The sequence below is a fragment of the Halorientalis brevis genome (assembly GCF_042678165.1).
GTDB lineage: Archaea > Halobacteriota > Halobacteria > Halobacteriales > Haloarculaceae > Halorientalis > Halorientalis brevis.
In genome coordinates, this window is sequence record NZ_JBHUDJ010000014.1 from 16,867 (window position 1) to 43,831 (window position 26,965).

Annotated in this window: 26 protein-coding genes; 11 read left to right on the forward strand and 15 right to left on the reverse strand. The window is 62.5% G+C overall.

The features are described 5' to 3' along the window. Positions 1–134 precede the first annotated feature (134 nt). The gene (locus ACFR9U_RS16445; protein WP_247378151.1) at positions 135–758 is read left to right on the forward strand and encodes an acetate uptake transporter; all 624 of its coding nucleotides are present in this window, start codon (positions 135–137) and stop codon (positions 756–758) included. Positions 759–1,042: 284 nt separating this feature from the next. Here ACFR9U_RS16445 and leuD read toward each other — a convergent pair whose 3' ends face one another. The 7 genes from leuD to ACFR9U_RS16480 all read right to left on the reverse strand — a co-directional run bounded on the left by leuD (position 1,043) and on the right by ACFR9U_RS16480 (position 8,289). Beyond that, positions 1,043–1,657: a 3-isopropylmalate dehydratase small subunit gene (leuD, locus tag ACFR9U_RS16450; protein WP_247378154.1), complete on the reverse strand. Its 615-nt coding sequence runs from the start codon at positions 1,655–1,657 to the stop codon at positions 1,043–1,045. Next, entirely contained in the window at positions 1,654–3,075 is a 1,422-nt protein-coding gene (gene leuC / locus ACFR9U_RS16455) for a 3-isopropylmalate dehydratase large subunit (RefSeq protein WP_247378155.1), read from the reverse strand. Before leuC ends, leuD begins: the two co-directional genes overlap by 4 nt. Beyond that, positions 3,072–3,347, reverse strand: a complete 276-nt coding sequence (locus ACFR9U_RS16460; RefSeq protein WP_247378157.1) for a hypothetical protein — start codon at positions 3,345–3,347, stop codon at positions 3,072–3,074. The genes leuC and ACFR9U_RS16460 overlap by 4 nt, the downstream gene beginning before the upstream one ends. A gap of 4 nt (positions 3,348–3,351) precedes the next feature. Beyond that, positions 3,352–4,353: a ketol-acid reductoisomerase gene (ilvC, locus tag ACFR9U_RS16465; RefSeq protein WP_247378161.1), complete on the reverse strand. Its 1,002-nt coding sequence runs from the start codon at positions 4,351–4,353 to the stop codon at positions 3,352–3,354. Further along, complete coding sequence (gene ilvN / locus ACFR9U_RS16470) at positions 4,346–4,984, reverse strand: acetolactate synthase small subunit (RefSeq protein WP_247378163.1); 639 nt, start codon at positions 4,982–4,984, stop codon at positions 4,346–4,348. The genes ilvC and ilvN overlap by 8 nt, the downstream gene beginning before the upstream one ends. A 2-nt stretch (positions 4,985–4,986) precedes the next feature. Continuing rightward, the gene (gene ilvB / locus ACFR9U_RS16475) at positions 4,987–6,780 is read right to left on the reverse strand and encodes a biosynthetic-type acetolactate synthase large subunit (RefSeq protein ID WP_247378168.1); all 1,794 of its coding nucleotides are present in this window, start codon (positions 6,778–6,780) and stop codon (positions 4,987–4,989) included. Between the two features lie 300 nt (positions 6,781–7,080). Further along, entirely contained in the window at positions 7,081–8,289 is a 1,209-nt protein-coding gene (locus ACFR9U_RS16480) for a LeuA family protein (protein WP_247378170.1), read from the reverse strand. Positions 8,290–8,576: 287 nt separating this feature from the next. Between ACFR9U_RS16480 and ACFR9U_RS16485 the strand changes: the two genes are divergently transcribed. Both ACFR9U_RS16485 and katG read left to right on the forward strand, forming a co-directional pair. Further along, entirely contained in the window at positions 8,577–8,867 is a 291-nt protein-coding gene (locus ACFR9U_RS16485; RefSeq protein ID WP_247378175.1) for a DUF5779 family protein, read from the forward strand. A 180-nt stretch (positions 8,868–9,047) separates the two neighbouring features. Continuing rightward, positions 9,048–11,186: a catalase/peroxidase HPI gene (gene katG / locus ACFR9U_RS16490; RefSeq protein WP_247378177.1), complete on the forward strand. Its 2,139-nt coding sequence runs from the start codon at positions 9,048–9,050 to the stop codon at positions 11,184–11,186. 66 nt (positions 11,187–11,252) lie between these two features. On the opposite strand, the gene ACFR9U_RS16495 is transcribed toward katG, so the two are convergent. After that, the gene (locus ACFR9U_RS16495) at positions 11,253–11,933 is read right to left on the reverse strand and encodes a VOC family protein (protein WP_247378180.1); all 681 of its coding nucleotides are present in this window, start codon (positions 11,931–11,933) and stop codon (positions 11,253–11,255) included. A 319-nt stretch (positions 11,934–12,252) separates the two neighbouring features. Here ACFR9U_RS16495 and ACFR9U_RS16500 point away from each other — a divergent pair, with 319 nt between their 5' ends. Then, positions 12,253–12,933, forward strand: coding sequence for a hypothetical protein (locus ACFR9U_RS16500; protein WP_247378182.1), 681 nt, complete (start codon positions 12,253–12,255; stop codon positions 12,931–12,933). 6 nt (positions 12,934–12,939) lie between these two features. On the opposite strand, the gene ACFR9U_RS16505 is transcribed toward ACFR9U_RS16500, so the two are convergent. Continuing rightward, entirely contained in the window at positions 12,940–13,233 is a 294-nt protein-coding gene (locus ACFR9U_RS16505; protein WP_247378184.1) for a PadR family transcriptional regulator, read from the reverse strand. A gap of 181 nt (positions 13,234–13,414) precedes the next feature. Between ACFR9U_RS16505 and ACFR9U_RS16510 the strand changes: the two genes are divergently transcribed. Then, a complete protein-coding gene (locus ACFR9U_RS16510; protein ID WP_247378186.1) occupies positions 13,415–13,828 on the forward strand; it encodes an MPN domain-containing protein in 414 nt (137 codons plus the stop codon). A gap of 28 nt (positions 13,829–13,856) precedes the next feature. Here ACFR9U_RS16510 and ACFR9U_RS16515 read toward each other — a convergent pair whose 3' ends face one another. Then, positions 13,857–14,066: a ribbon-helix-helix domain-containing protein gene (locus ACFR9U_RS16515; protein ID WP_247378188.1), complete on the reverse strand. Its 210-nt coding sequence runs from the start codon at positions 14,064–14,066 to the stop codon at positions 13,857–13,859. Between the two features lie 101 nt (positions 14,067–14,167). On the opposite strand from ACFR9U_RS16515, the gene ACFR9U_RS16520 reads away from it, so the two are divergent. Next, positions 14,168–14,494 (forward strand): DUF5789 family protein, encoded by a 327-nt coding sequence (locus ACFR9U_RS16520; RefSeq protein ID WP_247378190.1) that lies wholly within the window; start codon positions 14,168–14,170, stop codon positions 14,492–14,494. On the opposite strand, the gene aglJ is transcribed toward ACFR9U_RS16520, so the two are convergent. Next, positions 14,491–15,516, reverse strand: a complete 1,026-nt coding sequence (gene aglJ / locus ACFR9U_RS16525; protein ID WP_247378192.1) for an S-layer glycoprotein N-glycosyltransferase AglJ — start codon at positions 15,514–15,516, stop codon at positions 14,491–14,493. The genes ACFR9U_RS16520 and aglJ overlap by 4 nt on opposite strands. Positions 15,517–15,801: 285 nt before the next feature. Between aglJ and ACFR9U_RS16530 the strand changes: the two genes are divergently transcribed. From ACFR9U_RS16530 to ACFR9U_RS16545, 4 genes are read left to right on the forward strand one after another with little or no spacing between them, the layout of a single operon-like run. After that, complete coding sequence (locus tag ACFR9U_RS16530; protein ID WP_247378194.1) at positions 15,802–16,650, forward strand: TrmB family transcriptional regulator; 849 nt, start codon at positions 15,802–15,804, stop codon at positions 16,648–16,650. Positions 16,651–16,697: 47 nt separating this feature from the next. Next, complete coding sequence (locus tag ACFR9U_RS16535) at positions 16,698–17,822, forward strand: glycosyltransferase family 4 protein (RefSeq protein ID WP_247378196.1); 1,125 nt, start codon at positions 16,698–16,700, stop codon at positions 17,820–17,822. After that, the gene (locus tag ACFR9U_RS16540) at positions 17,809–19,341 is read left to right on the forward strand and encodes an oligosaccharide flippase family protein (RefSeq protein WP_247378198.1); all 1,533 of its coding nucleotides are present in this window, start codon (positions 17,809–17,811) and stop codon (positions 19,339–19,341) included. Before ACFR9U_RS16535 ends, ACFR9U_RS16540 begins: the two co-directional genes overlap by 14 nt. Before the next feature lie 50 nt (positions 19,342–19,391). Continuing rightward, positions 19,392–20,249 carry an alkaline phosphatase family protein gene (locus tag ACFR9U_RS16545; protein WP_247378200.1) on the forward strand — a complete coding sequence of 286 codons (858 nt, stop codon included), beginning with the start codon at positions 19,392–19,394 and terminating at the stop codon, positions 20,247–20,249. On the opposite strand, the gene ACFR9U_RS16550 is transcribed toward ACFR9U_RS16545, so the two are convergent. Beyond that, on the reverse strand, positions 20,250–21,608 hold the full coding sequence (locus ACFR9U_RS16550; protein WP_247378201.1) for a sulfatase: 1,359 nt from the start codon (positions 21,606–21,608) through the stop codon (positions 20,250–20,252). It lies immediately after the preceding gene. Between the two features lie 144 nt (positions 21,609–21,752). Here ACFR9U_RS16550 and ACFR9U_RS16555 point away from each other — a divergent pair, with 144 nt between their 5' ends. Further along, positions 21,753–23,195, forward strand: a complete 1,443-nt coding sequence (locus ACFR9U_RS16555) for a sulfatase-like hydrolase/transferase (protein ID WP_247378203.1) — start codon at positions 21,753–21,755, stop codon at positions 23,193–23,195. Positions 23,196–23,203: 8 nt separating this feature from the next. Here the strand turns inward: ACFR9U_RS16555 and ACFR9U_RS16560 are convergent, their stop codons facing one another. The 3 genes from ACFR9U_RS16560 to ACFR9U_RS16570 form a co-directional block, all read right to left on the reverse strand. After that, positions 23,204–24,586, reverse strand: a complete 1,383-nt coding sequence (locus ACFR9U_RS16560) for a sulfatase (protein WP_247378205.1) — start codon at positions 24,584–24,586, stop codon at positions 23,204–23,206. 68 nt (positions 24,587–24,654) lie between these two features. Beyond that, the gene (locus ACFR9U_RS16565) at positions 24,655–25,452 is read right to left on the reverse strand and encodes a polysaccharide deacetylase family protein (protein ID WP_247378207.1); all 798 of its coding nucleotides are present in this window, start codon (positions 25,450–25,452) and stop codon (positions 24,655–24,657) included. Further along, positions 25,449–26,963 carry an alkaline phosphatase family protein gene (locus tag ACFR9U_RS16570; RefSeq protein WP_247378209.1) on the reverse strand — a complete coding sequence of 505 codons (1,515 nt, stop codon included), beginning with the start codon at positions 26,961–26,963 and terminating at the stop codon, positions 25,449–25,451. The genes ACFR9U_RS16565 and ACFR9U_RS16570 overlap by 4 nt, the downstream gene beginning before the upstream one ends. Positions 26,964–26,965 lie beyond the last annotated feature (2 nt).

Consider the following 26,965-nt stretch of genomic DNA (forward strand, 5'->3'; position numbering starts at 1 on the left):
ATATTACATTTAAACTGACGACCACTTCGGCCGACCTAACTGCCTGCAGTCGTGCGGTTTTGTGTCACGTCACCCGTCACCACACTGGCTGAAATATCATCATCTTTAATCACTGGGTTGCGATGGTGAGGGTGATGCCTGCGAATACTACCACCGGCAACCCGGGTCCACTGGGGTTGGCGGCGTTCAGTCTCACGACCGTGTTACTGAGCCTCGTCAATGCCGGCATCTTCGGTATCGAACTCGAGATGGCGCTTATCCCGCTCGCACTCGTCTTTGGCGGGTTCGTGCAGTTGCTCGTCGGACTGCTCGAATATCAGGAGGGGAATACCTTCGGATTGACAGCCTTCACCAGTTACGGGGCGTTCTGGATCTGGTTCGGACTGCTTGTGACGATGACCCACAACGGGTGGCTCCCCTCGGTCGGCACGTCTGCGATCGGGATGGTTCTTCTCGTCTGGGGCGTGTTTACCGTCGGTATGTGGATCAGCACGTTCAAACTCAACTGGGCGCTCTGGAGCGTTTTCCTCGTTCTCTCGGTGACGTTCTTCCTGCTCGCCTTCGGTGACCTGTTCGGGATGCCGTCGCTCACTCGGTACGGTGGCTACCTCGGACTCGTCACCGCCGCTGGTGCGTTCTACGTCAGCGTCGCGGAAGTGACGAACTGGAGTTTCGACCGCGAGGTTCTCCCGCTCGGGGACGCGCCGCTCGGGTCGACGCCGAGCACCCCCGACTCTGTGAGCGTCGCCGACGACTGACCAGCAGCGACGACACCGCTGCAATCTCTCTTTTCGACGTACCGACCGTCCCTCTCGGCAATCGATTTCACATCGGCTTCGTCCTACTCGCTTTCCCCGAGCGGGTGTTCGACGTATGAGAATCCATCGCTGACGGAGAGATGTGGGGCGCCGAACGGGTTCCACCACGGTGGAGAACGCCCGACTCAAGGGGCTGTTCTTTTTCGCCTACGCGATCAGTGACGTCGAGTCGGAGACGTAGAAAACGCGAAAAGAACCGATCGTAGTCGAACCCTGAGGCGTCCTCAGCCGTCGAGGTACGGCAGGTTCTCGGCCGTCTCCTCGATGGCGTCCTGGTTGGCCTTCATCAGCGCGGTCGTGTCCCAGATGCCTTCGACGAGCGCCTTGCGCTGGCCCTCGTTGACGGTTACGTCGACGGTCTGTCCGTCGTACGTCACCGTCTCCTCGGCGACGTCGATGTCGATCTCGGCGTCGGGGTTCTCGTCGACGAAGTCCTGGATTTCCTCGACCGTCTCCGAGTCGGTGGTGACGGTCGGGAGTCCGAGCGCCAGACAGTTGCCGGCGAAAATCTCGGCGAAGGACTCGCCGATGAACGCGTCGATGCCCCAGCGCATCAGGGCCTGAGGTGCATGCTCGCGCGAGGAGCCACAGCCGAAGTTGGAGTTGACGACCATAACCGAAGCGTCCTGGAAGCGCTCCTCGTTCATCGGGTGGTCCTTGGGTTCGTCGTTCTCGTCGAAGCGCTGGTCGAAGAAGGAGAACTCGCCCAGCCCGTCGAACGTGACGACCTTCATGAACCGCGCCGGAATGATCTGGTCGGTGTCGATGTCGTTCCCGCGGATGGGAACGCCCTTGCCGTGGACCTCGGTGACCTCCGGAATCTCCACTTCTTCGCTCATACGGACACCACCTCCTCCATCTCGCGAACGTCAGTGACTTCGCCGGTGACGGCCGCAGCCGCGACCATCTGCGGGTTCATCAGGACGGTCCGACCGTCCTTCGAACCCTGGCGGCCGACGAAGTTCCGGTTCGACGACGACGCAGAAGCCTCGTCGCCCTCCAGCTGATCGTCGTTCATGCCCAGACACATCGAACAGCCGGCGTTTCGCCAGTCGAAGCCGGCGTCCTCGAAGACGTCCTTCAGCCCCTCTTCTTCGGCGGCTTTCTGGACGCGCTGGCTGCCGGGGACGACGAACGCGCGCACGTCATCTGGCACCTGACGGCCCTCGACGATCTTCGCGGCACGGCGCAGGTCCGGCAGTCGTGCGTTCGTACACGAACCCAGGAAGGCCACGTCGATCTCGTAGCCCTCCATCGTGTCGCCGGGTTCGACGCGCATGTGTTCCTGTGCCTGCCGGGCGGTCTCTTGCTTTTCCTCCGGCAGTTCCTCGGGTGCCGGAATCGGCTCGGTGACGCCGACGCCCTGACCGGGCGTGGTTCCCCAGGTGACGACCGGCTCCAGTTCGCTGGCGTCGATGGTGACGACGTCGTCATACTCGGCGTCCTCGTCGGAACGGATGGACTCCCAGTACGGCTTGAGTTCGTCGAACTTCTCGGGGTTGTTCTGGAAGTAGTCCGTCTCCTCGAGCCACTCGTAGGTGGTCTCGTCGGGGTTAACGTAGCCCGCGCGAGCGCCGCCCTCGATGGACATGTTGCAGATGGACATCCGCCCTTCCATGCCCAGGTTCTCGATGGCTTCGCCGGCGTACTCGTAGACGTAGCCGACGCCACCCTCCGTGCCCAGGCGACGGATGATCTCCAGAATGACGTCCTTGGCTTCGACGCCATCGGCGAGTTCGCCGGTGACCTCGATCTTCCGGACCTTCTGTTTGTCCATCGCGATGGTCTGGGTCGCCAGCACGTCGCGGATCTGGCTGGTCCCGATCCCAAAGGCGAGCGCGCCGAACGCGCCGTGGGTCGAGGTGTGGCTGTCACCGCAGACGATCGTCTTACCAGGCTGGGTCAGGCCCTGCTCCGGGCCGACGACGTGGACGATCCCCTGATCACCGGTCTCGGGTGAGAGGAACTCGATGCCGGACTCGCGGACGTTGTCTTCGAGTTCCGCCATCATCTCTTCTGCCGCGTCGTCGCTGTACGGCCGCGACTGGTCGGCAGTCGGAACGATGTGGTCGACCGTCGCCAGCGTCAGGTCCGGGCGCGCGACCTCCATGTCGCGCTCCTGGATCATCCCGAACGCCTGCGGACTGGTGACCTCGTGGATGAGGTGCAGGCCGACGAACAGCTGATCCTGTCCGTTCGGCAGCGTCGTTACCTTGTGGTTGTCCCAAACTTTGTCGTATAGTGTTCCCGAACTCATACTGTCTCGTCGCGTCCTTCGGTCCCCCGCTCGAAGACGCGCATCGCGCCGTCTCCCGTCGGAGGTGTGTGACTCACGTCTTTCATCGTCTGTTTCTCGCTCCGCTCGCGACGCCCGCCGTCGGACCTCCGGCCCAACGAGGATCGCGAACCGTCGGTTCGCTCACCGCCATCCGCTGCGACCGTCTGACCGCGTCGGAAGACGACGGTCTCACCGAACGACTCGTCGGTGTAGGGGTTCGTGTGACTGACGTCTTTCATTGCGTCTGTCATGGTGTTACTCGGCGTCGTCGCCCCAGGCGAACAGGTCGCGCAGGCGACCGCCGACCTCCTCGATCTGGTGGTTCTGTTCCGCGTCGCGATACTGCTTGTAGGCCGGCCGGTTGGCCTGGTTCTCGGTGATCCACTCGCGGGCGAACTCGCCATTCTGGACGCCTTCGAGGATCTCCTCCATCCCCTCGCGGTTGATGACTTCCTCACCGCGGGTGAGACCGCCGTACTCGGCGGTGTCGGAGACGGAGTTCCACATCTCCATGTGGCCGCCTTCGTACATCAGATCGACGATGAGCTTGAGTTCGTTCAGGCACTCGAAGTACGCCATCTCCGGGCTGTAGCCCGCGTCGACCAGCGTCTCGAAGCCGACCTTGACCATCTCGGTGACGCCGCCACACAACACTGCTTGCTCGCCGAACAGGTCGGTCTCGGTCTCTTCGCGGAACGTCGTCTCGATGACGCCCGCGCGGGTGCAGCCGATGGCCTTCGCGTATGCGAGCCCTTCTTCTTTGGCCTCACCGGTCGTGTCCTGATAGATCGCAAGCAGGCCGGGGGTCCCCTCGCCCTTCTCGTAGTTGCGGCGGACCAGGTGGCCGGGCGACTTGGGTGCGACCATCATCACGTCCACGTCGTCGGCGGGACGGATCTGGCCGTAGTGGATGTTGAACCCGTGGGCGAACATCAGCGTGTCACCGGCGTCGAGTTCGTCCTCGATCTGGGCGTACACCGAAGGCTGGACCGTGTCCGGGACCAGCATCATGACCATGTCGGCCGCCGCAGCGGCGTCGACTGGGGTCATGACTTCGAGCCCTTCGTCCTGTGCTGCCTCGCGGGAGGAGGAACTCTCGCGGAGTCCCACGACCACGTCGACCCCGCTCTCGTGGAGGTTCAGCGCGTGTGCGTGGCCCTGGCTTCCGTAGCCCAGGATCGCGACCGTCTCGTCTTCGATGTTCGATACGTCTGCGTCCTCGTCGTAGTAGATCGGGTTGGTAAAGTCGTCAGTCATCGTCTGCTGTTACCTGCGTTGGGTTTCCGTCTTCAGTCACTGCTGCTGTGGGCTGTTCTCCGCGCGCCAGCGCCGCGTCGCCGGTCCGGACGACCTCGCGGATGCCGAACTGCTCGTACGCGTCGATGGCGTCGTTGATCTTCTGCTCGTCGCCGGTGATCTCGACCGTGATCGTCCGCGGCCCGGCGTCGAGCGTGTCACCGTTGTACATCTCGGTGATCGCCTGCACCTTGTCCGGCTCGTCGCCGTTGACTTTCAGGATGACCAGCTCGCGCTGGACGGCGTCCGGTTCGAGTTCGCGCACCGAGACGACCGGGATCAGCTTCTGGAGCTGCTTTTTGGCCTGCTCGATGCCCGGTTCGGGCTCCTCGATGACGATCGTCATCCGAGCACGGCTCTCGTCGGTGGTCGTCCCGACGGTGAGACTCTCGATGTTGAACTGCCGGCGGCTGAAGAGGCCGGAGACTTCGGCCAGCACGCCGGGTCGGTGTTCGACCAGCGCCGAAAGAACCACGCGGCGCGGTTCGTGCTCTGCCTCGACTTCGGGGTCGATGCGAATGCCTTGGTCGTTGCGCCGTCCCGTCGGCCGTTGCCGCTCGCCCGGGGACGGTCCTGGGAGTTTTCCTGTCATTGTTAGATGTCGTCGAGCATGTCCTCGGAGAGGGCGAACAGTCCGTTGTCGCCGCCGCTCGGGACCATCGGGTAGACGTTCTCTGCCGGGTCGATCAGCACGTCCACGACGGACGGCCCGTCGTACTCGATGGCTTCCTGGATGGTCTCCTCGACGTCGTCGTAGTCTTCGAGCCGCCAGCCGCGGGCACCGTACGCTTCCGCCAGCTTGTCGAACTCCGGAATCCACGGGTACTCCGAGGCCATGCGACGGCCGCCGTAGAAGCCGTCCTGCCACTGGCGGACCATGCCGATCGCCTCGTTGTTCAGGACGACGATGGTGATGTCGAGGTCCTCACGCACTGCGACGGTGAGCTCCTGACTCGTCATCAGGAACGAGCCGTCACCCTCGAAGGAGACGACCTCCTTGTCGGGTTCGGCCAGTTTGGCACCGATGGCTGCGGGCACGCCGTAGCCCATCGTACCGAGGCCGTGCGAGGAAACCCACGTCCGGGGCTCCGTGTAGGTCCAGTACTGGCAGGCCCACATCTGGTGCTGGCCGACGCCCGTCGTGACGATCGCGTCGTCGTCAGTCACGTCGTCGAACTGCTCGACGATGTACTGGGGCTTGAGCGGCCGGTCCTCCGGCATCTCGTAGTCCAGCGGGTACTCGTCTTTCCACGTCTGGCACTGCTCGCGCCACTCGGCGATGTCGGGCGCGCGCGTCATCGCGTCGTCCAGCTGGTCGAGCACCTCGCTGGCGTCGCCGAGCAGCGGGTAGTCGGCTTCGACGTTCTTCGAGACTTCCGCCGGGTCGATCTCGACGTGGATGACCTCGGCGTCCGGCGCGAAGCTGTCGATGCCGCCCGTCAGCCGGTCGTCGAAGCGCGTCCCGACGCCCAGCAGGCAGTCGGTCAGCGTGATGGCCATGTTGGCGTAGCCGGTGCCGTGCATCCCGGCCATCTCCAGGCTGAGTTCGTGGTCTTCGGGGAACGCGCCGATGCCGGGCATCGTCGTGATGACCGGGATCTCGTACTCCGTGGCGAAGTCGCGCAGTTCGTGCCACGCCTCGCCCTTGATGACGCCGCCGCCGGCCAGGATGACCGGCTTGTCGGCGTTCATCAGGCACTCGGCCGCGGCCTCGACGATCTCCTCGTCCGCCTCCTCCGGCGGGTTGTACGTGTCCGGCGTCTTCGGCTTGCCTGGCTCGACGGTCGTCTCCGGGATGGTGACGTCCTTGGGCAGGTCGACCAGGGTCGGTCCCTGCCGGCCTTCCGCTGCCAGCGCGTACGCGGTCCCGACGTCGTCGCCCACCTCGTCCGGCGACGAGGAGAAGTAGTTGAATTTCGTGACCGGCGCGGTGACGCCGATCGTGTCGGTCTCCTGGAACGCGTCGTTCCCGACCAGATCCGTGGGGACCTGGCCCGTCAGGGCGATCAGCGGGTCGGAGTCCATGTTGGCGTCGGCCAGCCCCGTCACGAGGTTGGTCGCGCCGGGACCCGACGTCGCCATACAGACGCCCGGATCACCGGAGACGATGCCGTAGGCGTCGGCGGCGTGCACCGCGCCCTGCTCGTGCGCCATCGTGACGTGCTTCAGGTCCGATTCGCTGTACAGCGCGTCGTAGACGGGCATGATCGCCCCACCCTGGACGCCGAACAGGTACTCCGCACCCGCTTTCTTGAGCGACGCGATGACCGCGTCGGCACCCGTCTCGATGGGTTCGACGTGCGTCTCCTCTTCGGGCTCGGTCGGTGCACCGCCTTCGGCCTCCGTTTCGACTTCGTCCGCGTGCGGTGTCTGTGCGCCTTCGCTCATGTGTTCTGCCTCCGTGTCTGTGATCGATAGTGCGTGTCGTGCATGTCTAGTACCCTCCGTTGCTCGTTGATGGACGATGCGTCAAAAGCCGTGATGTAGGTGATGGTAGGGGCTAGTGGGCCCCTACAATAATCTGCAGAATCACGAGCGCGTCGCTGGAGGCGGGACTGACCCGACCGCCAGCGCGCGTTGTCATCGGTACGATGGTACACCGTCCGAGCGGTATAATTCTTCCGAGTTGCGACTAGCTCTCCGTTTAGCCGCCGCTCGGGAACGGTCGCAACCGGAAGGGAGGTCATCTCAGACCCGGACCTCCTCTTCTTTGACGCCGACTTCGCGGGCGAACTTCTCCAGAACGTCCATGGTGACCCGCTGTTTCTCGGCGCCGTAGTCCTTGACGCGACGGGTTACTTCCCGGACCTCCTCTTCGGTCGGGTCGAACCCGGCGTCACTGAGCCGCTCGCGAACCGAGTGTTGCCCGGTGTGTTTCCCGAGGACGAGTTCGCGCTCGGCCCCCACCATCTCCGGCGTCATGACGCCCGGCTCGAACGTGTCCGAGTTCTCGATGACGCCCGCTGCGTGGATGCCGCTCTCGTGCGAGAACGCGTTTTCGCCGACGACCGGCTGGTTGGCCGGGACCGGAATCGTCGACCGGTCCTCGACCAATCGCGACAGCTCCGTGATCCGCGTCGTGTCGATGTTGGTATCGACGTCGTACAGACTTTCGAGGGCCATCACGACCTGTTCGTAGGCCGCGTTGCCCGCCCGTTCGCCGATCCCGTTGACCGACACCTGCGACTGGCTCGCGCCAGCTTCGAACCCGGACAGCGCGTTCGCTGAAGCCAGTCCGAAGTCGTCGTGTGTGTGAACGTCCACGCGCGCGTCGATCGCATCGACGACCGTCTCGACCATGTCGTACAGTCGCCGCGGCGTCGCGACGCCGACGGTGTCTGGGAGATTCACCCAGTCGGCGCCCGCCTCGTCGGCGGCCTGCACCGCATCGATCAGGAACTCCTCGTCCGTGCGCGTTGCGTCCATAGGCGAGAACATGCACTCGACGCCGGCCTCCTTGACACGCTCGATGGACTCGACGGCGGCATGTTTGGCCTCCTCCCGAGTCGCGTGCATGGAGTCCTGCAGTTGGACGTCGCTCGTCGATACGAAAACGTGTATCAGGTCGACGCCCGAGTCGATTGCAGCCTCGACGTCTTTCTCTACCACGCGGGCCAGCCCACAAACGTCGCTACGGCTTGTCGACTCGGCAATGTCTCGAACAGCCTCGAACTCCGCGTCGGAGTTGACCGGGAACCCAGCCTCGATGACGTGGGTGCCCATGTCGTCCAGCACAGCCGCTATCTCGCGTTTATCGTCGTACGAGAACGACGTGCGTGGCGACTGTTCGCCGTCGCGCAGCGTGGTATCGAAAATCCGTGCTTCTTCTATTTCAGAAGTGGAATCCAGTGTGCCCTGGAAGAACTCGATCCGCCGGGGATCCCGACGTGCCCTCATTGTTGGACATGATTACATCCATATCGACGCCACGCCTCCTATATAAAGTTGTCCTTGCAACTATTGATGTCTCGACGTTTGACACGTGTCGCCATGGGTGACTTTTCCCCTTTTTGGACCTCGAACCGCCCGAATCCCGGTGGTCTGTCGGAATCGTGCAGTAACTGGGGTTCCTCCCAGGAGGATGCAAGAGAGTTCGGTTCGCGTGCACGGTACACCCCGAACTGTCGACGTTCGAGCGTTACAAAGTGGCGAGGATTTTTGCCGCCCGCGCTCCTGCGCTGGGTATGGGCGATTTCGACCTCGACTTACAGGCGGTCGAGGACCAGATGGAAGACGACGATCGTGAGGGGAGCCACATCATCCTCGGCGTCCTCGACGGCTCGACACCCGACGGCGAGTGGTTAGCTGAGATCGAAAACGGTGCCGTACTCGTGCTGAACATCGACGGCGACGTGAACGAACTCGCTGCGGGCTTCGCGCGCGACGTCAAGGCCTCTGGCGGCGAACTCATGCATTTCCGAGACTTCCTCATCGTGACGCCACCCGGTGTTATCATCGACACCGAGCGGCTTTGAAACGAAACGACTGGTCCCGTTGAAACCCTCGATTCGGGACAGTTCGGTCAGCGTGCTGAATACATAGCGCGTATTCCCTGCTGAGAAAAATTCTCTAATCCGCAAGATTCCTTGTGACTCTACGAAGTCTTCGTTAGCGGATGGACAATCTTAATATGCGAAAGTCGCAATTGCCCGATGATGAATGGGTCCGACCAAGACTGGTGGACGAATCAGCTGGATATAGAGATTCTCGATCAGAACGCTCAGCAAGTCGATCCGATGGGCGAGGAGTTCGACTACGCCGAGGCGTTCGAGTCGCTCGACTTCGAAGCCGTCAAGGAAGACATCGAGGAGGTTTTGACGACGTCGCAGGACTGGTGGCCGGCTGACTACGGCCACTACGGGCCGTTGATCATTCGGATGGCGTGGCACAGCGCCGGTACGTACCGCACCACCGACGGTCGGGGCGGCGCGTCCGGCGGGACACAGCGCTTTGCGCCCGTCAACAGCTGGCCCGACAACGCGAACCTCGACAAGGCGCGACGCCTTCTCGAGCCGGTCAAGCAGAAGTACGGCCGCAAACTCTCGTGGGCCGACCTGATCGTTCTGGCCGGGAACGTCGCCCTCGAGTCGATGGGCTTCGAGACGTACGGGTTCGCCGGTGGGCGCGAGGACGCCTGGGCACCCAACAAGGCCGTCGACTGGGGGCCCGAAGAGGAGATGATGGCGGACAAGCGCCACGACGAAGAGGGCAACCTCCAGGGAGACCTGGCCGCCGACCACATGGGCCTCATCTACGTGAACCCGGAGGGCCCGGGCGGTGAACCGGACCCGAAAGAGTCGGCCAAGTACATTCGACAGTCGTTCGACCGCATGGCGATGAACGACGAGGAGACGGTCGCGCTCATCGCCGGCGGACACACGTTCGGGAAGGTCCACGGCGCTGACTCCGACGACAACCTCGGTCCCGAGCCCGAAGCGGCCCCCATCGAGGAGCAGGGCCTCGGCTGGGAGAACGAGTTCGGCGAGGGCAACGGTCCCGACACGATAACCAGCGGGATCGAGGGGCCCTGGACCCAGACGCCCACAGCCTGGGATATGACCTTCGTCGAGAACCTGCTCGACTACAAGTGGTGGCCCGAAAAAGGCCCCGGCGGTGCGTGGCAGTGGACCACCCAAAACGGCGAACTCGACGAGTCTGCACCGGGCGTCGCGGACCCGTCGGACAAAGAAGACATAATGATGCTGACGACGGACGTCGCGCTCAAGCGGGACCCGGACTACCGCGAGGTACTCGAGCGCTTCCGGGACAACCCACAGGAGTTCCGGGAGACGTTCGCGAAGGCCTGGTACAAACTGATCCACCGCGACATGGGTCCGCCGGAGCGGTTCCTCGGTCCCGAAGTTCCCGACGAAGAGATGCTCTGGCAGGATCCCGTTCCCGACGCCGATTACGAACTGATCGGGGACGAGGAGATCGCCCAGCTCAAAGAGGAGATCCTCGATTCGGAGCTGTCGATCTCCCAGCTCGTCAAGACCGCCTGGGCGTCGGCGTCGACGTACCGCGACAGCGACAAGCGCGGTGGTGCGAACGGGGCCCGCATCCGCCTCGAACCCCAGAACAACTGGGAGGTGAACGAGCCGGAGGAGTTAGAGACTGTCCTGAAGACCCTCGAAGTGATCCAGGAGGACTTCAACAGCTCGCGCTCCGACGGAACGCGGGTCTCGCTCGCGGACCTGATCGTGCTGGGCGGCTGTGCGGCCGTCGAGCAGGCAGCAGCGGACGCCGGCTACGACGTTGAAGTACCCTTCGAGCCGGGCCGCACGGACGCCACGCAGGAACAGACCGACGTCGAGTCCTTCCAGGCGCTCAAACCGGACGCCGACGGGTTCCGTAACTACTTCGGAGGCGACCTCGACCGACCGGCCGAGGAGTCGCTGGTGGACAAGGCGGAGCTGCTGAATCTGACGCCGCCCGAAATGACCGTCCTGGTCGGCGGCATGCGGGCGCTGAACGCCAACTACCAGCAGTCCGACCTCGGCGTCTTCACCGACCAGCCGGAGACGTTGACCAACGACTTCTTCGTGAACCTGCTCGACATGAGCACGGAGTGGGAGCCAGTCTCGGACTCCAGAGACGTGTTCGAGGGGCGCGACCGTGACACGGGCGAAGTCAAGTGGAAGGGTTCCCGCGTGGACCTCGTCTTCGGTTCGCACTCTCGGCTTCGAGCCCTCTCCCAGGCCTACGCGAGTGACGACGCAGAGGAACAGTTCGTGCGTGACTTCGTTGACGCGTGGGACAAAGTGATGAGCCTCGATCGCTTCGACCTCGAGTGATCCAGACCGTAGCGTCGTAACGGACTCGCTGCTCGTTTTTTCGATCCGTCGTCCGATAACCGCCGGTCACCTGAACGTGAGACGATGGCCGTCGGGATCGACGACGCGGACGCCGTCGGTCACCGTCTGGACCGATCGAGCCTCGTCTGCGACGGCGTCGGCCGCTGCCTCGGGATCGGCCGTCTCGAACCCGAGATCGACGTGAACGCCGCCACGGCCGTCGGCGAGACCGAGTTGCGGCTCCCACAGTTCGAGGTCGAACGGGCCGGCTGTGAGGCGAACACGCGATCGCTCGTCGCCACGCCCCATCACCTCCATGCCGAGCGCCCGGTAGAAGGACTCGGCCCGGTCCAGATCAGCGACTTCGAGGACGATTTCGAAGATGCCGGTGATCCCCTGCCCGTCGGTGTCGCGCTGGCCGATTTCGACGCAGTTGCCCGCCACGTCGTAGAAGTACAGCGACTTCGCGTCGCCGAACTGGTGTTCCACCAGATCGAACGACTCCGAGAGGCGGTCCCACCAGCGATCGTACTCCTCGAACGGTGTCGAAAACGCGTAGTGCGTGTGGAGTCCGCCCCGGGGGACACCCTCTGGCCGGCGGAGGACGAGATCGGTGTCGCCGGCAGCCAGCACTGCGTCCGTCTCGCTCTCGCGAACGGGCTCTAAGTCGAGAAAGCTCTCGTAAAACGACTGCGCACGGTCGAGATACTTGACTTCGAGCGCCAGCCAGCGGAGCCCAGTGAGCATACACCACGTTCTGCCCGTACAGTCTTAACGGTGGGCCACGCGTCGGCCGTGACTAGCTATCGTAGTCAGCAGAAATTTTCACTGTCCACGAGCGTCAGCAGGTCTGTTTTCCGGCTCGCAACGCCCTGACCGAGTAGACTGTGAGCAAAGACTTCTGGTGACTACTATAGCCGCTCCGGGTGCGGGTGCCCGATTCACTGGCCATCACGAGCTAACGTTGTTTGCCACTGGACAAATATTTCGAACAGTGAATGAACTATAGGGCGATGTGTTGCCAGTTAACGACCTTTTTTGGTTCCTCGGACCCAATAATCGGGCCATGCCGATGAAAGGATCGGGAAAGGCGACGGAGTTCCGGGAGATCGATCGCCGTGACGACGGTGTCGGGTGGATCGCTTTTCCCGACGAGACCATGCAGCGGGCGAGTCACGCGTTCGCAATCGACGGCGACGTCTGGGTCTGCGATCCCATCGACGTGGAGGGCCTCGACGACTTGCTCGCCGAGTTCGGCGACGTGGCAGGCGTCGTCATCCTGCTGGACCGACACAAGCGGGACGCGGCAACAGTCGCGAATCGGCACGGCGTGGCCGTCCACGTGCCCGACTGGATGGACGGCGTCGTCGACGAGATCGACGCACCGGCCGAACGAATCCACCTCGAACTGGCCGACACCGGCGTCGGCGTTCACAAACTCGTCGACAACCGGTTCTGGCAGGAAGCCGCGCTGTACATCGAGGATCGAGACGAACTCATCGTTCCGGAGTCGGTCGGCACTGCCGACTACTTCCTGGTAGGGAGCGAGCGTCTGGGCGTTCACCCGATGCTCAGGATGAAGCCGCCGAAGAAACTCCGCCGATTCTCGCCGGACCGAGTGCTCGTCGGTCACGGTGCAGGCATTCACGACGACGCGAGCAAGGCGCTCTCTGACGCCGTCGCAGGTGCACGAGCGCGGACGCCAGGACTCTATCTGAAGAATCTCCGAAAACTGGTGTTGGGGTAGCCCCTGTTACGCGATAGCAATCTCGACGTCCTGGAGGTAGGAGTCCTCCCACTCGCGACGATCGGCCAGCGCACTTTCGCCCTCTTCGGTCAGTTCGTAGGAGTTCGTTCGGCGGTCGATCTGCCCTTTCTCGACGTAGCCTCGCTCGACGAGTTCGTCCAGATTCGGGTAGAGCCGACCGTGATTGACGTCACCCTCGTAGTAGTCTTCGAGTTCGGCCTTGATCGCCAGCCCGTATGCTTCGTCCAACCCGGCAAGGACGTATAGAACGTCTCTCTGAAACGCGGTAAGGTCGTGCATTGTTCATAGTTCTGTTGTGTTTTGACAGAGATAAAATTGTTGGCAGTCCAAAACCCGGTTAGAGTTACGTATTCCGACGATAGTTACCACTCAATAAATAATGATGTCATATTTAGCAATTGGTATATGCTGGCCACGGTCCGGTCGGTGAAATTATGTCTGCGACTGACGAAGGTGCTGTGTGGTCCACATCACTCGTGGTTTGGCCGAGACCCTGCTCCGGTTTGCTCGCGAACGTGACCCCGAGTCAGTCACAATCTCCCTTTCGGTGCGGACGGCCGCAGAGCTGGACGGCACGGATCTCGACGACGACACGCCCGTTTTTACACACTTCTATCTGCCGAACGCGGGAAAGTCCGTCAACGCGGTGTTCGGCGTCGATCTGGGGACGCCGGCCGGCCAGATTCAGGGCCGGTTCGTCTCACATCCGACCGGCGATCTCTCCGTGTCGAAACGGGACGACCTGGCAGAAGTCGTGTTCGTCGCCGTCCCGCCCTGGGAACGGGCGTCGCTGGCGGCGTTCGATCGGAAGGGGCGCCGCAAGGAACTCACAGTAGTCGATGCGGAACCGCCGGAAGAATCGGTGTCGCTGTGACGCTCGCGTCCCCGAACCGGGTACCAGATCAGTCCAGATAGCCCAGATCCTGCAGTTGCTCTGCGATCTCCGCGAACTCGGATTCGGTGAGTTCACCCCGGCGCTGGTGCTGGATGACGATACTTCGCAGGAGGAACCGAACGAGGTCGCTCGTACTGGAGAAACTCGTGCCCTCGATCGTCTCGTCGACGCGGTCGGCCAGATCAGTGGGAATCGAGACAGTAGTGTAATCGGTCATGTTGCTCCAAAGGGCGACCGGTCTGATAGGCATTGTGCTGGACGGCCAGGTCCGACTGCAAGGGGTAGGATTTTCGGTGTGGGAGCAGATAGTGATACGTAATGGGAGTTCGGCCACCGCAACAGGACGACGACGAACCGGATGCCATCGAGTTCGGCATTGCGGCGCTGGACGCACGACTCTCCGAAGTCGACATCGACTACCCGGCCACGGGCGAGACGATAATCGAGGCCCTCGGTGACGCCAAAATCCCCTACAACGCGACTGGGAATCGAATCGCGATCTCGGAGGTGATCGAGCGATCGAACGACGCGAGCTTCGAGTCCGAACAGGAACTGCTGAACGCGCTGCACCCCGTCTTCGAGGAGCTCCGCGAGTCCGCGTCGTCAAGCCTCTTCATGCAGCTGCGCGCACTCGTTCCGTTTTAATTCCCGTCGCCAGCGTCCCGTGACGCCGTGAGTTCTTCGGCCCCGTCCCGCTCTCGGAGGTCTGCGGCCTCCTGGGGCGTCGACTCCGCGCGTCGGCGGTCGCTCAACGATTCGGCCAGTTCCTCTAGTCTGCGCGTCTGCTCGCGGTTGAGCGCCACGATCATGTCCGAGAGGACGCCGAAAATCAGCAGCTGAACCCCGAAGATGATGGCCAGTGCGGCGACAACGGCGATGACCTCGTGTGAGGTTCGCGTCGTCAGCCACTCGATTGCGACGTACGCACCGAGCGCGACGCCTGCCAGCGAGCTCAGCACGCCCACGCTCCCGAAGTAAAACAGCGGGTTGTTCGTCTTCGCCATCTGGTACAGCGTCAGGATGATGACGCCGCCGTCTCTGAACGGGCGGAGATTGGTCTCGGACGCGTCCGGCCGCGCTTCGTAGCGAATCGGAACGACCTCCGTCTTGACGCCGTGTTTGACGCACTCGACAGCGAGCTCCGTCTCGATGCCGAAACCTGACGCGTTCAGACTCAGCCGGTCCATCGAACTCCGAGTGAACGCGCGGTACCCGCTCAGAATGTCCTGGAGGTTCCGCCCGTGGATCCAGCGGAACGCGCCGTTGATGAGTCGGTTCCCGACCTGGTTGAGTCGGGACATCGCACCCGTCTCCATGTCGGCGAACCGGTCGCCGATGACGTGTTCGGCTCGTCCCGAAAACAGCGGTTCGAGCATCGCGTCTGCGTCCTCGACCCGGTAGGTATCGTCGCCGTCTAGCATCAGGACGTACGGTTCGTCGATGTAGCGGAGGCTCTCACGGACGGCCTGTCCCTTGCCACTGCCGGACTGGACCTCGACGCGAGCCCCGTGGTCGGCAGCGATTTCTCTGGTGCCGTCCGTCGAATCGCCGTCCATGACGAGGACGTTCTCGAAGCCCTGCTCGGTGAAGTCGTCGATCACTGTGCCGATCGTCTCGGCTTCGTTCAGCGTTGGAATGAGTATACACACGTCCGAGCGGTCGGGCATCGTCGCAGTATGGTCACCACGGTCGCAAAAAGGTACGGTTCCTCCCTCGTCTCGCCAGACCGGTCTCACGTGTCAGTCCCCCTGCTCAATCGTCTGCGCGTTGGTCACTCATGTGTTCCCAGATCTCTGTACAGCCACACCCATCCGCCACGTCGTCGAGGTGTTCGGCGTCGTCCCCTGACTTGTTGTCGGACATAGTTACTCAGACTCTGAGTAACTATAGGCGTGTCATCTGATAAGTATCTTTCGGCAAACTTAGAAGGCGGGAAGGCGAACGACGCTGACATGACTGAGGAAGCGGTCGGGATGCTCGACCGATTGGGGTTGACAGAGTACGAGGCGACGGCGTTGACCGAGTTGCTCACGCTCGGCAGAACGACGGCACCGAACCTCGCCGAAGCGACTGGCATCCCGAAAGCGCGCATCTACGGCGTCCTCGACTCGCTGTCGGATCGCGGGTACATCAAGATCATTCCGGGCCGGCCCAAGGAGTACCAACCCAAATCACCGGCGGAGATACTCGAACGAGCGAAAGAGAACCGTCGACAGGACTACGAACAGTTCTGCCAGGAACTCGCCGACCTGGAGGACGCGTTCCTGGCGGAGTTCCAACCACGCTTCGAACGCGCCAGTCAGGACATCACACCGACGGAAGAACTGTTTCACGTAGTGGACGTCGGGGAACCGAGCGAACGCGAGACGCGACAGCTCTACCACGACGCGGCCGAGCGCATCCGCATCATCACGAAGAGCTTCGAGTACTTCGAGGCCGTTCGCTCCGCCTTCGAGGACGCACTCGCGCGGGGTATCGACGTGGACGTCCTCTTTCTCCACCCGGACCAACTGATCGAAGAGAACCGACCGATTCAGGAGGACCGGGTCGAGCGGATGGTGGACGAGTACCCATCGGTCGACCTGCGGTTCAGCGAGGAGAAACTCCCCTGGCGCGGGACCATCATCGATCCGAGCATGGACTACGAAACGGGGAACGCCATCCTGCTCGTCGAAGAAAAAGAGATTCCACTCCACATGCGGCAGGCCGCTATCACTGACAACGGATCGTTCGTTGCCGGACTCCAGCGCTACTTCGACCTCGTGTGGGAACACGAGAGCGTCGGCGAGTATCCATCATAATTGGCACGGACCGCGGGATATATTAGCTGTCTCTAGTATCTCAGCATATGCGCGTCCTCTATCTGACCGAAGAAGCGATTTCTTTCAGTGACGCGCTTGTCCGAGGGGGCGCGATCCACGTCCGCAACGTGGTTACGGGACTCAGAGACCGGGGTCACGACGTGTTCCTGCTCGATTGGAACACCGAGCCAGAGCGGCCGTTCCAACGGTCAGTGTCACCCCGGAGCCGGTTCGTCGAGGGACCGCTCAGAACGGTGGTCCGAGCAGTACAGGTCGGGAAACGAGAGTCCGTCGACGTGATCGTCTCGAAGACCCGGAAGACCTACCTTCCGGGCCTGATCGCTGCACGGCGACTCGGCGTCCCGCACGTCGTCCACGTCGGATCGAGTCTCGATCCGCCCACTGACGGACTCTCCCGTCGACTGGATCTCGCGTCGTTCACGGCGCGTCTGCGAGCACCCCACGACGGATACTTCGTCGTGTGTGATCACATCGGTTCACAACTCCGTACGAGAGGCGTCGCGGCCGACCGAATCTTCAACGTCCAGAACGCCGTGAACATCGACCGGTTCCACCCGGAAACGGTCCCGACGCCGCTGAGCGACCGCTTCCGCGACCGAATCGATCAGGACGGGGGCGGGTTCCGGTTGGGATTCGTCGGAGGGCTCCAGCCGTACAAGGGTCTCGATGACCTGGCGACCGCGCTCGATCAGGCAGACGCGGACCTGCACCTGCTCGTCGCTGGCGACGGTCCCGAACGGAGTCGACTCGAACGAACCTACGGTGCGGCCGCGACGTTCCTCGGCTCGGTTCCCTACGAGCAGATTCCCGCGCTGTACCACGAGTTCGACGCGTTGGTACTCCCGTCCCACACAGAAGGGTTGCCCCGCGTCGTCCTCGAGGCGCAGGCGACAGCGACGCCGGTCGTCGCTACGCGCGTGGGTGGCGTTCCTGAGGTCGTCCGGGACGGGCAAACGGGCCTCCTGTGTGAGGCGCGCGACCCGGCCGGCCTGGCGGCTGCACTCGATCGCCTCGCGGCGGACGACGCCGAACGTGCCCGACTTGGACGCGAGGGCCGGGCGGCAGTCGAGGGCGAGTTCTCGTGGACGGAGCTGTACGAGCGGTACGAGCGGTTCCTCGAACAGGTGATTGCCCTCGATGACCGACGTTGATCAGGCGATCCGTGACGTAGTCAAGGGTGCAAGCGTCGTCACCCTGGGATTGTTTCTGGAGCTTCTCATCGCCTTCGTCGCGCAAGTCGTCGCGGCCAACTACCTCTCGGTCGCGGACTTCGGCGGACTCACCGCCGGGACCGCCCTGTTGGACCTCGGCGCCATTGTGGGTGGGCTCGGTCTCGCGTCGGGGTTAACCAGGTACCTCCCGCGGGTCGACGAGGCCGAAAAACGGATGCTCGTCCTCGCGTCGGTCGGGATGGCGCTCGTCACGTCGACGCTCCTCGGCGCAGCGGTCGCACTCAACGCGTCGTTCATCGCCTCCACAGTGTTCGGGAACCCGAACGTGACGGTCAGCATTCGAGTATTCGGAGCCGCCATCCCGTTCGCGACGCTGTTGAACGTAGCCGTCGGTGGCATCCGCGGCCAGGAGCGGTCGACCTACTGGGTGTTCGTCAAGAACATCGTCCACCCGATCGTCCGCATCACGCTGGTAGTCGGGGCGGTGTTGTACGGCCTGGGACAGGCCGGACTCGCAGGGGCCTACGCCGTCCCGTACGCAGTCAGTGCGCTCATCGGTCTCGTCCTCTTACACCGGACCCTTCCCCGCTCGCGTGCACCGTTGAATCGGGACCGAGTCGAAGCGGTGACGCGCTATTCGTTGCCGTTCACCGTCAGCGAAATCTCCGGGTTCATCTATCGAAGCATCGATATCTTCCTCATCCTGTACTACATCGGCGATGCGGCAACCGGGATCTACGGGGTCGCCTACGCGGCCGTGAGCTTCATGGGAGTGTTCTCGACGGCGTTCAACTTCCTGGCCACTCCGATCGCGAGCCGGCTGGAGAACGACGCGGCCGTCGACGACGCGATGGAGATGTTTCGGGCAGTCGTCCGGTGGCTGATCGTCGCCAGCGTCTGTGCGCTGGTGCCACTCGGCGTGTTCGCGACCGACTTCATCGTCAATATCTACGGCTCTAAATACGCTGACGGGGGGATCGTCCTGACGGTCCTCGCGGTCGGGTTCGCGGCGAAAAACGTCCTCAGCATCAACAACTCCATCCTGGAGGCCGTCGGTCGGTCGAAAATCCTCTCGTTCAACAGCGCTCTCGCCGCCGTCACAAACCTGGCCCTCAACGTGGTACTCATCCCCAGATTCGGGATCATCGGTGCCGCACTCGCCACCACGGCGTCGTTTCTCCTCCGGGACGGACTGGCTGCCGTGCAGGTGTATCTCGCACTGGGCGAAACGCCGCTCGTCTGGCAAGCCACCCGACCGATCGCACTCGCAGTCCCGATCCTGGTGGTCGTGTGGCAGGTCGTCTCGCCCGCGACCCCGTCGACGCTTCTCTGGCTGATCGCAGTAACGGGACTGACGGCTCTCGTCTACGCGGTGACGGTGCTACTCACGTTCGGCCTCTCCGAGACGGAGACGATGATTCTCCGGTCGGCCGAAGAGCAGTACGGACTCGATCTCACGCGCTTCGACGGGCTGATCCGCTGGCTCTCTCAGCGATAACTTTCGCCGAACCAACACACCTAAATCGACTGCTCGGACATCTTCCGACAATGGGTATCGATCCGCGATACGCCCTCTCTGAGATCCGAAAGAACTTCACCTCGCTCAACTGGTGGCGAAATCGGGTGTTCGTCCCGTTCGTCATCGGGACTGCGACGCAGTTTCATCCAGGGTATCCGGGGTACGACGAGGGGATTCACGTCATGGAGGAAGACTGGGACACGATGATCGTCCTCGACGCCTGTCGAGCGGACTACTTCGAGCAGGTGGTCGATCTGGACCAGTACGACGAGTACGACAGCCGCGTCAGTTTGGGAAGCCACTCGAGCGAGTGGACCCGGCAAAACTTCCAGGGCGAGTCGTTCGGCGATACGGTGTACGTCTCGGCCAACCCGCACACGTCACTGGAAGCCGGCGACGCCTTCCACCACATCGTCGAACTCTGGGAGACGGACTTCGACGACGACGCCGGCGTCGTCCTTCCAGGCGCCGTCCGAGACGCCGCTATCGACGCCTACGAGGAGTTCCCTGACAAGCGGCTCATCGTTCACTTCATGCAGCCCCACGGCCCTTTCCTCGCGACCGAACGAGACGACTACGACGAGCAGTCGGCCTACTGGCAGGCGTACGTCGAGAACCTCGAGCTAGTCCTGCCGTACGTCGACGACATCATCGACGCCGTTCCGGGGAAGACCGTCGTCACGGCCGACCACGGACAGGTCTTCGCCAGCGGGCTGAAAGAACGGCTCGGCATCGGCGGCCACAAGGCTCGACTACGCTTCCCGTCGCTGGTCGAGGTTCCGTGGGCAGTCCGCGACGGAGAACGACGTGAGATTCGGACGGGCGAGATCAGCGAAGCTCAGGGGGAACAGGTTCAAGACCGACTCAAAGACCTCGGGTACGTCTGATCAGTCGACGTATCCCAGGTCCTCGAGTCGCTGTTTCACCTCGTCGCTCTCCTCGACGTCGGGTAAGTCTGTGTCCGTGGCTCGGGCCGCTTCGAGGTGCTCCTCGAGGACGTCGGTGAATCGTTCGACGGTCTCGGGATGCTCCCCGCTCACGTCCCGGGTTTCACCCGGGTCCGCCGACAGATCGTACAGCTCGACGTCGTCGGCCTCTCGATCCCAGAGACACTTCCACTCTGGCGTTCGCGTCGCCAACATGTCACCACCGCTCGAAGTGCAGATGACGACTCGTTCTTCGCGGTCCTCGCCCTCCATGAGCGGTTCCAGGCTTCGTCCCTGTGCCGCGTCCGGCGTTTCGGTGTCGGTGAGATCGTACAACGTCGGCGGAACGTCGATCAGCGACACCTGTTGGTCGATTTGCCGGCCGTCGCGACCGGGGACGTCGAACACCAGCGGCACGTGGACGAGTTCGTCGTAATTGTATGGGTGGTGCCCGTAACGGTCGTGTTCGCCGAATGCCTCCCCGTGGTCGGCGGTCACGACGACGGCAGTGTCCTCTCTTGCCCCCTGTTGTTCGAGCTTCCGGAGGAGACGGTCGAGATTGTGGTCCATGTATCGAATTTCCGCGTCGTAGAGGTCGAGCAGGTCCTCGCGGTCGTCGGCAGTGAGCGACTCGGGGTCTTCCTGCATTCGACCGTTGAGGTCCGCCTTCCGGCGAGTCGAGAGCGGTTCCATGTCGAGTTCCTCGACGAACCGATCCGGTGGCGTGAACGGGTAGTGAACGTCCATGTAGTGGAGCCACATGAAATAGGGCGTGTCCCCGTCCCACTCGGTCTCGAACCAGTCGATCGCGCGGTCCGTGATCTCGGTGGCTGGGGTATAGGCTGACGTGTCCGTCGTCATCGTCAAGTAGTGCCACCCTCTCCGCAGGACGCTGTAGAGCAACGAGTCGGCTGGTACGTACTTATCGACGACGTTCTTGATGGTGAGGGCGTCGTCCTCCGATTCCGCCCCGTCGTTGAACGTATCGAACCCGTGGTTGTAGTTTTTCTCCGGCCCGAGGTGCGGATTCGAATGGTATCCGACCGTCGTCATGCCGCCGTCCCGGAGCGTCTCCGAGAGGAACGGTCTCCGCTCGTCGAGGTAGCGGTACCCGCCATACATCGCGGGATACGTTCCGGTGAGGATGGTCGGGAAACTCGACGGCGTGTTCGGGCCGTTGGCGAACGCGCGGGTGAACGAAAAGCCATCCGTGGCGAGGCGAGACAGGGTCGGGGCAGGCTCGACCGGACGGTCCGAGTCGAGCGCCCTGTCGTACCTGAGACTATCGATGGTTACGAGGAGGACGTTGGAGACGGCCATTTACTGGTGACTTTCGACACCTCCCACATGAGTTTTTCTTGTCGTGCAAAAGGCACCAACCCAGTTAGGAGACGATCGCCGAATCTGTATAATCCAAACATATACAGTCCCCTCAAGCGGTCATACCAATAACGTCAGCCGCCTATGCCACAACACGCCATCCTCATCACAGTCGATTGTCTGCGGTACGACCGCCTCTCCGCCTTCGGGTACGACCGGCCCGTTTCGCCGACGATGGATGCCCTCGCGGCAGAGGGAACGCACTCCGACGAGGCGATCGCGACGGGTCCGAACACGCGAACGAGTTTTCCCGGCATCCTCTGCTCCACCTATCCGCTGATGTACGGAGGCTACGCCCAACTGACGGAGGAACGCGACGTCATCAGCGAGACGTTCAGAGAGCACGGTTTCCGAACCGTCGGCGTGAACACGAACACCCAACTCCACTCCCGGTTCGGGTGGGATCGAGGCTTCGACGTCTACTACGATAACGAGCGAACGATCGTCGACGACCCGGAAATCGAGATCGAAAAGGGTGAGGATGCGTCGTCTCCAATTCATGACGCCCTCGAAACCACGAAGTCGAAGGTCTACAGTTCTCTCGACCAGGATGGCGTTCCGTATCGGATTCTCGAATCGATCTATCGCCGGGTGGGGACCCGCACGCCGCCGCACACCTCCGCTGCTGACGCCGTCGACACGGCATTCACGTACCTCGACGCGCTCCCGGACGAAAAGCCACTGTTCCTGTGGGTGCATTTCATGGAGCCTCACTCGCCGTACGTCCCACCGAAGTCCTATCGCGACGAGTTCTTGGACGAACCGCTGTCGAGCGGCGAAATGTGGCAGATAAACGACAAGGTAAACTCACACGAGGACGAGGCGACGGACCGAGAGGTATCGATCATCTCCGACCTGTACGACGCGTCGGTGAAGGAGGTCGACGATCAAATCGGGCGACTGATCAACGGGCTACGCAAGCGCGACTACTGGGACGACGCTATTACGATCCTCTGTGGCGATCACGGCGAGGAGTTCCGGGAACACGGTGAACTGGCGCACGGCGGTCGACCCTACGACGAACTCGTCCGCGTACCGTTGATCATTCGATCGAACGACGAAACGGTCACGTCTCTCGACGGAGTGACGTCAACAATCGACATCGCACCGACGTTGCTGGACGCCACGGTAGACGATCTGAGCGTCCCCGAGAAGTTCCACGGTCTCTCGCTGTATCCGATCGTTCGGGGCGAGGAAGCGATGCCGGAGGACCGGGCGGTCTTCAGCCAGATCGCATCGGGTGGCTGGCGCGAAATCGATCTCAGCAATCGTATTACTGCGTGTCGAACCGACGAGTGGAAGTTGATCACGTATCGGCGAGACGACGAGGACGAGTTATACTACATTCCAGACGACCAGTACGAGCAACGCAACTGCGCGGCCGAACAGCCAGACGTCGTGGAACGCATGACCGAGCGCGTCGACGATCACTACGCGCTTGACGCATACGAACGCCACAGCATCAGGGACGCCGTCGAACCGGATCACCTCGGCGAACAGCTCGAAGCGCTCGGATACGTCGAGTGAGTGCCAGTTTACTCGTCGTCGCGTAGTTCCATGTATCCCAGCGCCTCGAGTTGCTTCCGGTCGACCTCGTCTTCCGGCTGGCGCGGATCTTCGACGTCGCGCTCGAAGACGTGATCGGGGATGTTTCGTTTGAGGCGGGAGACGACGGACTGATTGTCGGTAGCGACGTTCTCGTTTTCGTCCGGATCAGCGGTGAGATCGTACAGTTGTTCGCCGTCCCCGGTATCGATGTACTTCCAGCCGTCGTATCGGATCGCCACCGCCGGATCCCGGTCGTTTGGTTGGCCGAGAGTGACGACCTCCCGAGAATCCCCTTCGAAGAGCGGGGTCCCGAGGAAGTCGTAGTCGTCCGGATCGAGGCCGTGGAGCTGACAGATCGTGGGCGCCAGATCGAGCAACTGTCGCTGCTCTGTGACGGTCTCGCCACCCGCGGGATCGGTCGCTCGCTTGGCGAGCAGTGGCACGGATATCAACTCGTCGTACGGGTAGTTCCGGTGGAAGTAGTTGCCGTGTTCGTAGAATTCCTCCCCGTGATCGCTCGAAAACAGGAGGTTCAGGTCGCTCCAGAGGTCCTGCTCACGGAAGTACTCAAAGAGACGTGAGATGTGCTTCGAGCAGTACCGGAGGTCAGAGTCGTAGAGATCGATCAATAGCTCGCGTTCGGAGTCGGAAATTGCGTCGGGATCGGTCCCGGCGGTTTTCATCAGGTCGCGGATTCGTTCCTGTTCGACCGGGCGGTCGAGATACGCCGGTTCGTCCTCGTGGACGCCGTACGGACGGTGTGCTTCCATGTAGTGAACCCACAGGAAGAAGTCCTCGCGCTCGGTTTCCTCGAACCAGTCGATGACTCGGTCGGTGACCACCTCGGCACTGGTGTAGCCGCTGTGTTCGAAGGGTGTTTCCGGGTAGAGTTTCCGGTATGGCTCCTTCAGGAGGTCGTAGACTCTGTCAGCGCCGCGGCGCTGCAGTTGCTGGCTGATCCAGGAAGCGACCTTGTTCACGCGGTAGGCGACCAGTTCTCGCGTCGGCCGGTCAGTGTTCGCCTCGTCGAAGTACTCGTCGCGGCCGAGGTCGATCGTCTCCCCGTACTCGAACCCACCGTGAACGAGGCCGATGCCGGTCTGTGTCCCGATGACCGCCGTCTCAGTGCCGGCGTCCTCGAGCACCGGTGCCAGTTTCGGGACGGCATCGAGGTTCTCGTACGCGAGATAGCGTGACGTCTGGAACGACGGCACGGAGATGCGAGTGTAGGTCCCGTTGGAAAACGCCGACGCGAATCGCGTTCCCTCTTCGGTGATCTCGTCCAGGATGGGCATCGTGTCGCGCTCGTACCCGTACTGTCCGAGGTGATCAGCACGGAGCGCATCGACTGTCAGCAGTAGCGTCTTCATCGGTGATAGTACGTAATTATCCTGAGGTTTGATAAAGTATTTCGAGTGGCGTCACGAGTACGCCCGAATCAGGCCTCGATCTCCGAGAGCAAGACGCCCTGGTCGACAGCCGAACACAGTTCCTCGAACGCCTCGAACCCGTCCGCGAGTTGCATACAAGCCGGGTGCGCGAGGACGGTGCCGACGACGTCCGCGTCCCGATGGTCTGCGAGGTGGTCCAGCACCCATTCGACCCATCCCTCGGGTGAGCGAGATTCAGTACCGAACGGACCCTCGAACCCGGATTCGGCGACGAACTCCGGCGTCCGGAAGGCGTGATACACGTGCTCGTGATCCGGCGGCGTGTTGATCGGAACCACGGTTAGTTCGGATCGCTCCCGGACCGTTCCCCGCGGCTCGACGGCGTCTGAGTAGTGCGTGATCCCGTGATCCTGGAGGAGGTCTGCCGTGTGGCTGTCGTGACGGTACGCGTGATCTCGCCACGCGGTGATCCGGACGCCGAGTTGCTCGAAGACGTCGATAGTCTTGCGAATCTCGTGGGCTTGGAACGGGCGCGGCCCCATCCAGGACCCGACTCGGCCACCAGTCACTTTCCCGAGCGCACGCCAGGCTGCGTGAACAGGTGTCGTGAACCCCCAGTAGTTGTGACCGGCGAGTTCGACGTTGTCCATCGCAGCCAGTTCCGCCATCAGGTCAGGCTCCTCTGTGACGCACTTGCCAGTACAGAACAGCGTCACGGGAACGTCGTGTTCGGCCGCGATCTCGGCGTACTCGACGGCGGCTGCCACCTCAGTCCCGTCGAGATACGCTTGATCTCGGGTGTCCATCCCCATGTGATGGACGTCACCGGTGATGCAAACCGTCATTCGAGATAGCCGAGATCTTCGAGTCGGTCCTGGACCTCTTCGCGGGCCGCATCGGTAGCGGCCTCGAACGGGATCGGCTCGCAGGTCTCGTGCTCCACGTCGCCGAACAGCGGGAGCGGCCTGCCGTCCATGTCCGTGGGGACGGCGCAACCGACGCTCTGGAGCACCGTCGGTGCGATATCCGTAATCGAGATGGGTCCGTCGAGATCGGTCGCTTCGACGCCCGGCCCGTCGGCGAGGAACAGTCCGGTCCGGACGTTCTCGGCCTCCCAGCGACCGACGTCGGAGAACACAGGGTTCGACCCGATCGCACCGCTCGTATGGACGCCGGGACGCTGGTCGAAGACGATCTCCGGTGCGTCCTCGGTGTAGGGGCCGTCGTAGGCCTCTTCGCGTCGCATAACGTTGCGGGCGATTGGCTCGCCGTCCTCGTCAGTGAGTTCCGACAGATCGTCGACGAGTTGCTCGACAGTGTCCGGATCGTCGTCGATGACGTACACGAGTCCCTGGCCGCTAGCTATCGCCTTCGAACGGTCCCAGTCGACCTTTTCCAGTTTCTGTTCGCGTTTGAATCCCTCCTCGTCGTCGGGGAGCTGCTCGGTGATTCGATCCGGGGCCAATTTGGTCACGAGACTGTGAATCCCGAGTTTGTGGGCGAGTTTCGAGAGTCGTTTCTTGTTGATGCCGTACTCCGTGAGCAGGTCTTTGGTCTCCCCTTTCGTGACGAGGTAGCCTTGCTCTTCGAGCCAGGAGTTGGCGTAAAAGACGGTGTCGACGTCCTTACAGCCGTGGTCGGACATCAGTACCAGGGACGCGTCGGGATGTGCATCCCTGATCGCCCCGATCTGTTCGTCGATGACTTCCCACGCTCGGCGGGTCGGCTCGCCACGCCAGAAGAAATGCTGGAGGACGTTGACGTAGAAGACGGTGCAGTGGGCGACGTCCACGTCTGTCTCGTCGAGGCGTTCACGGAACGTCACCAGCCGCTGCTCGATCAAGTCGACGAGTCCGTCAGCCGCCGTCCGGTCGTCCTTCGCCGTGACCGGTGTCTCCGGATGGAGACTGTACCCGTCCGCGTCGAGGCGCTCGCCCAGTTCCGCTGGGTGCGTGTAGTTCTCCTGCTCGCTCCCGGGCCCACCCGCGATCATGAACTCCTCGACTTCGAACGGCGGATACGTCATCGGGAGGTTCATGATACCGGCCGACAACCCCTCCCGGTTGAGGTAGTCCCAGTAGTTAGCGCTCTTGAACGAGCGCGAGTCCGGCGTCGTGAGGGTTTGTCGGTCGGTATCGATCGTCTCCCACCAGAAGACGCCGAGTTTCCCCGGATTCTTCCCGGTCGAGTAGCATCGCCAGTTCGGACACGTGACTGGCGGGAAACAGCTGTGCATGTCGGTCCACACCCCACGGTCTCGGAGGGCCTCGATGTTGGGCAACCGTCCCTCGTCGAGCCAGGGTTCGAGCAGCGCCCAGTTGGCCCCATCCAGACCGAGTACGATTGTTTCAGTCATAG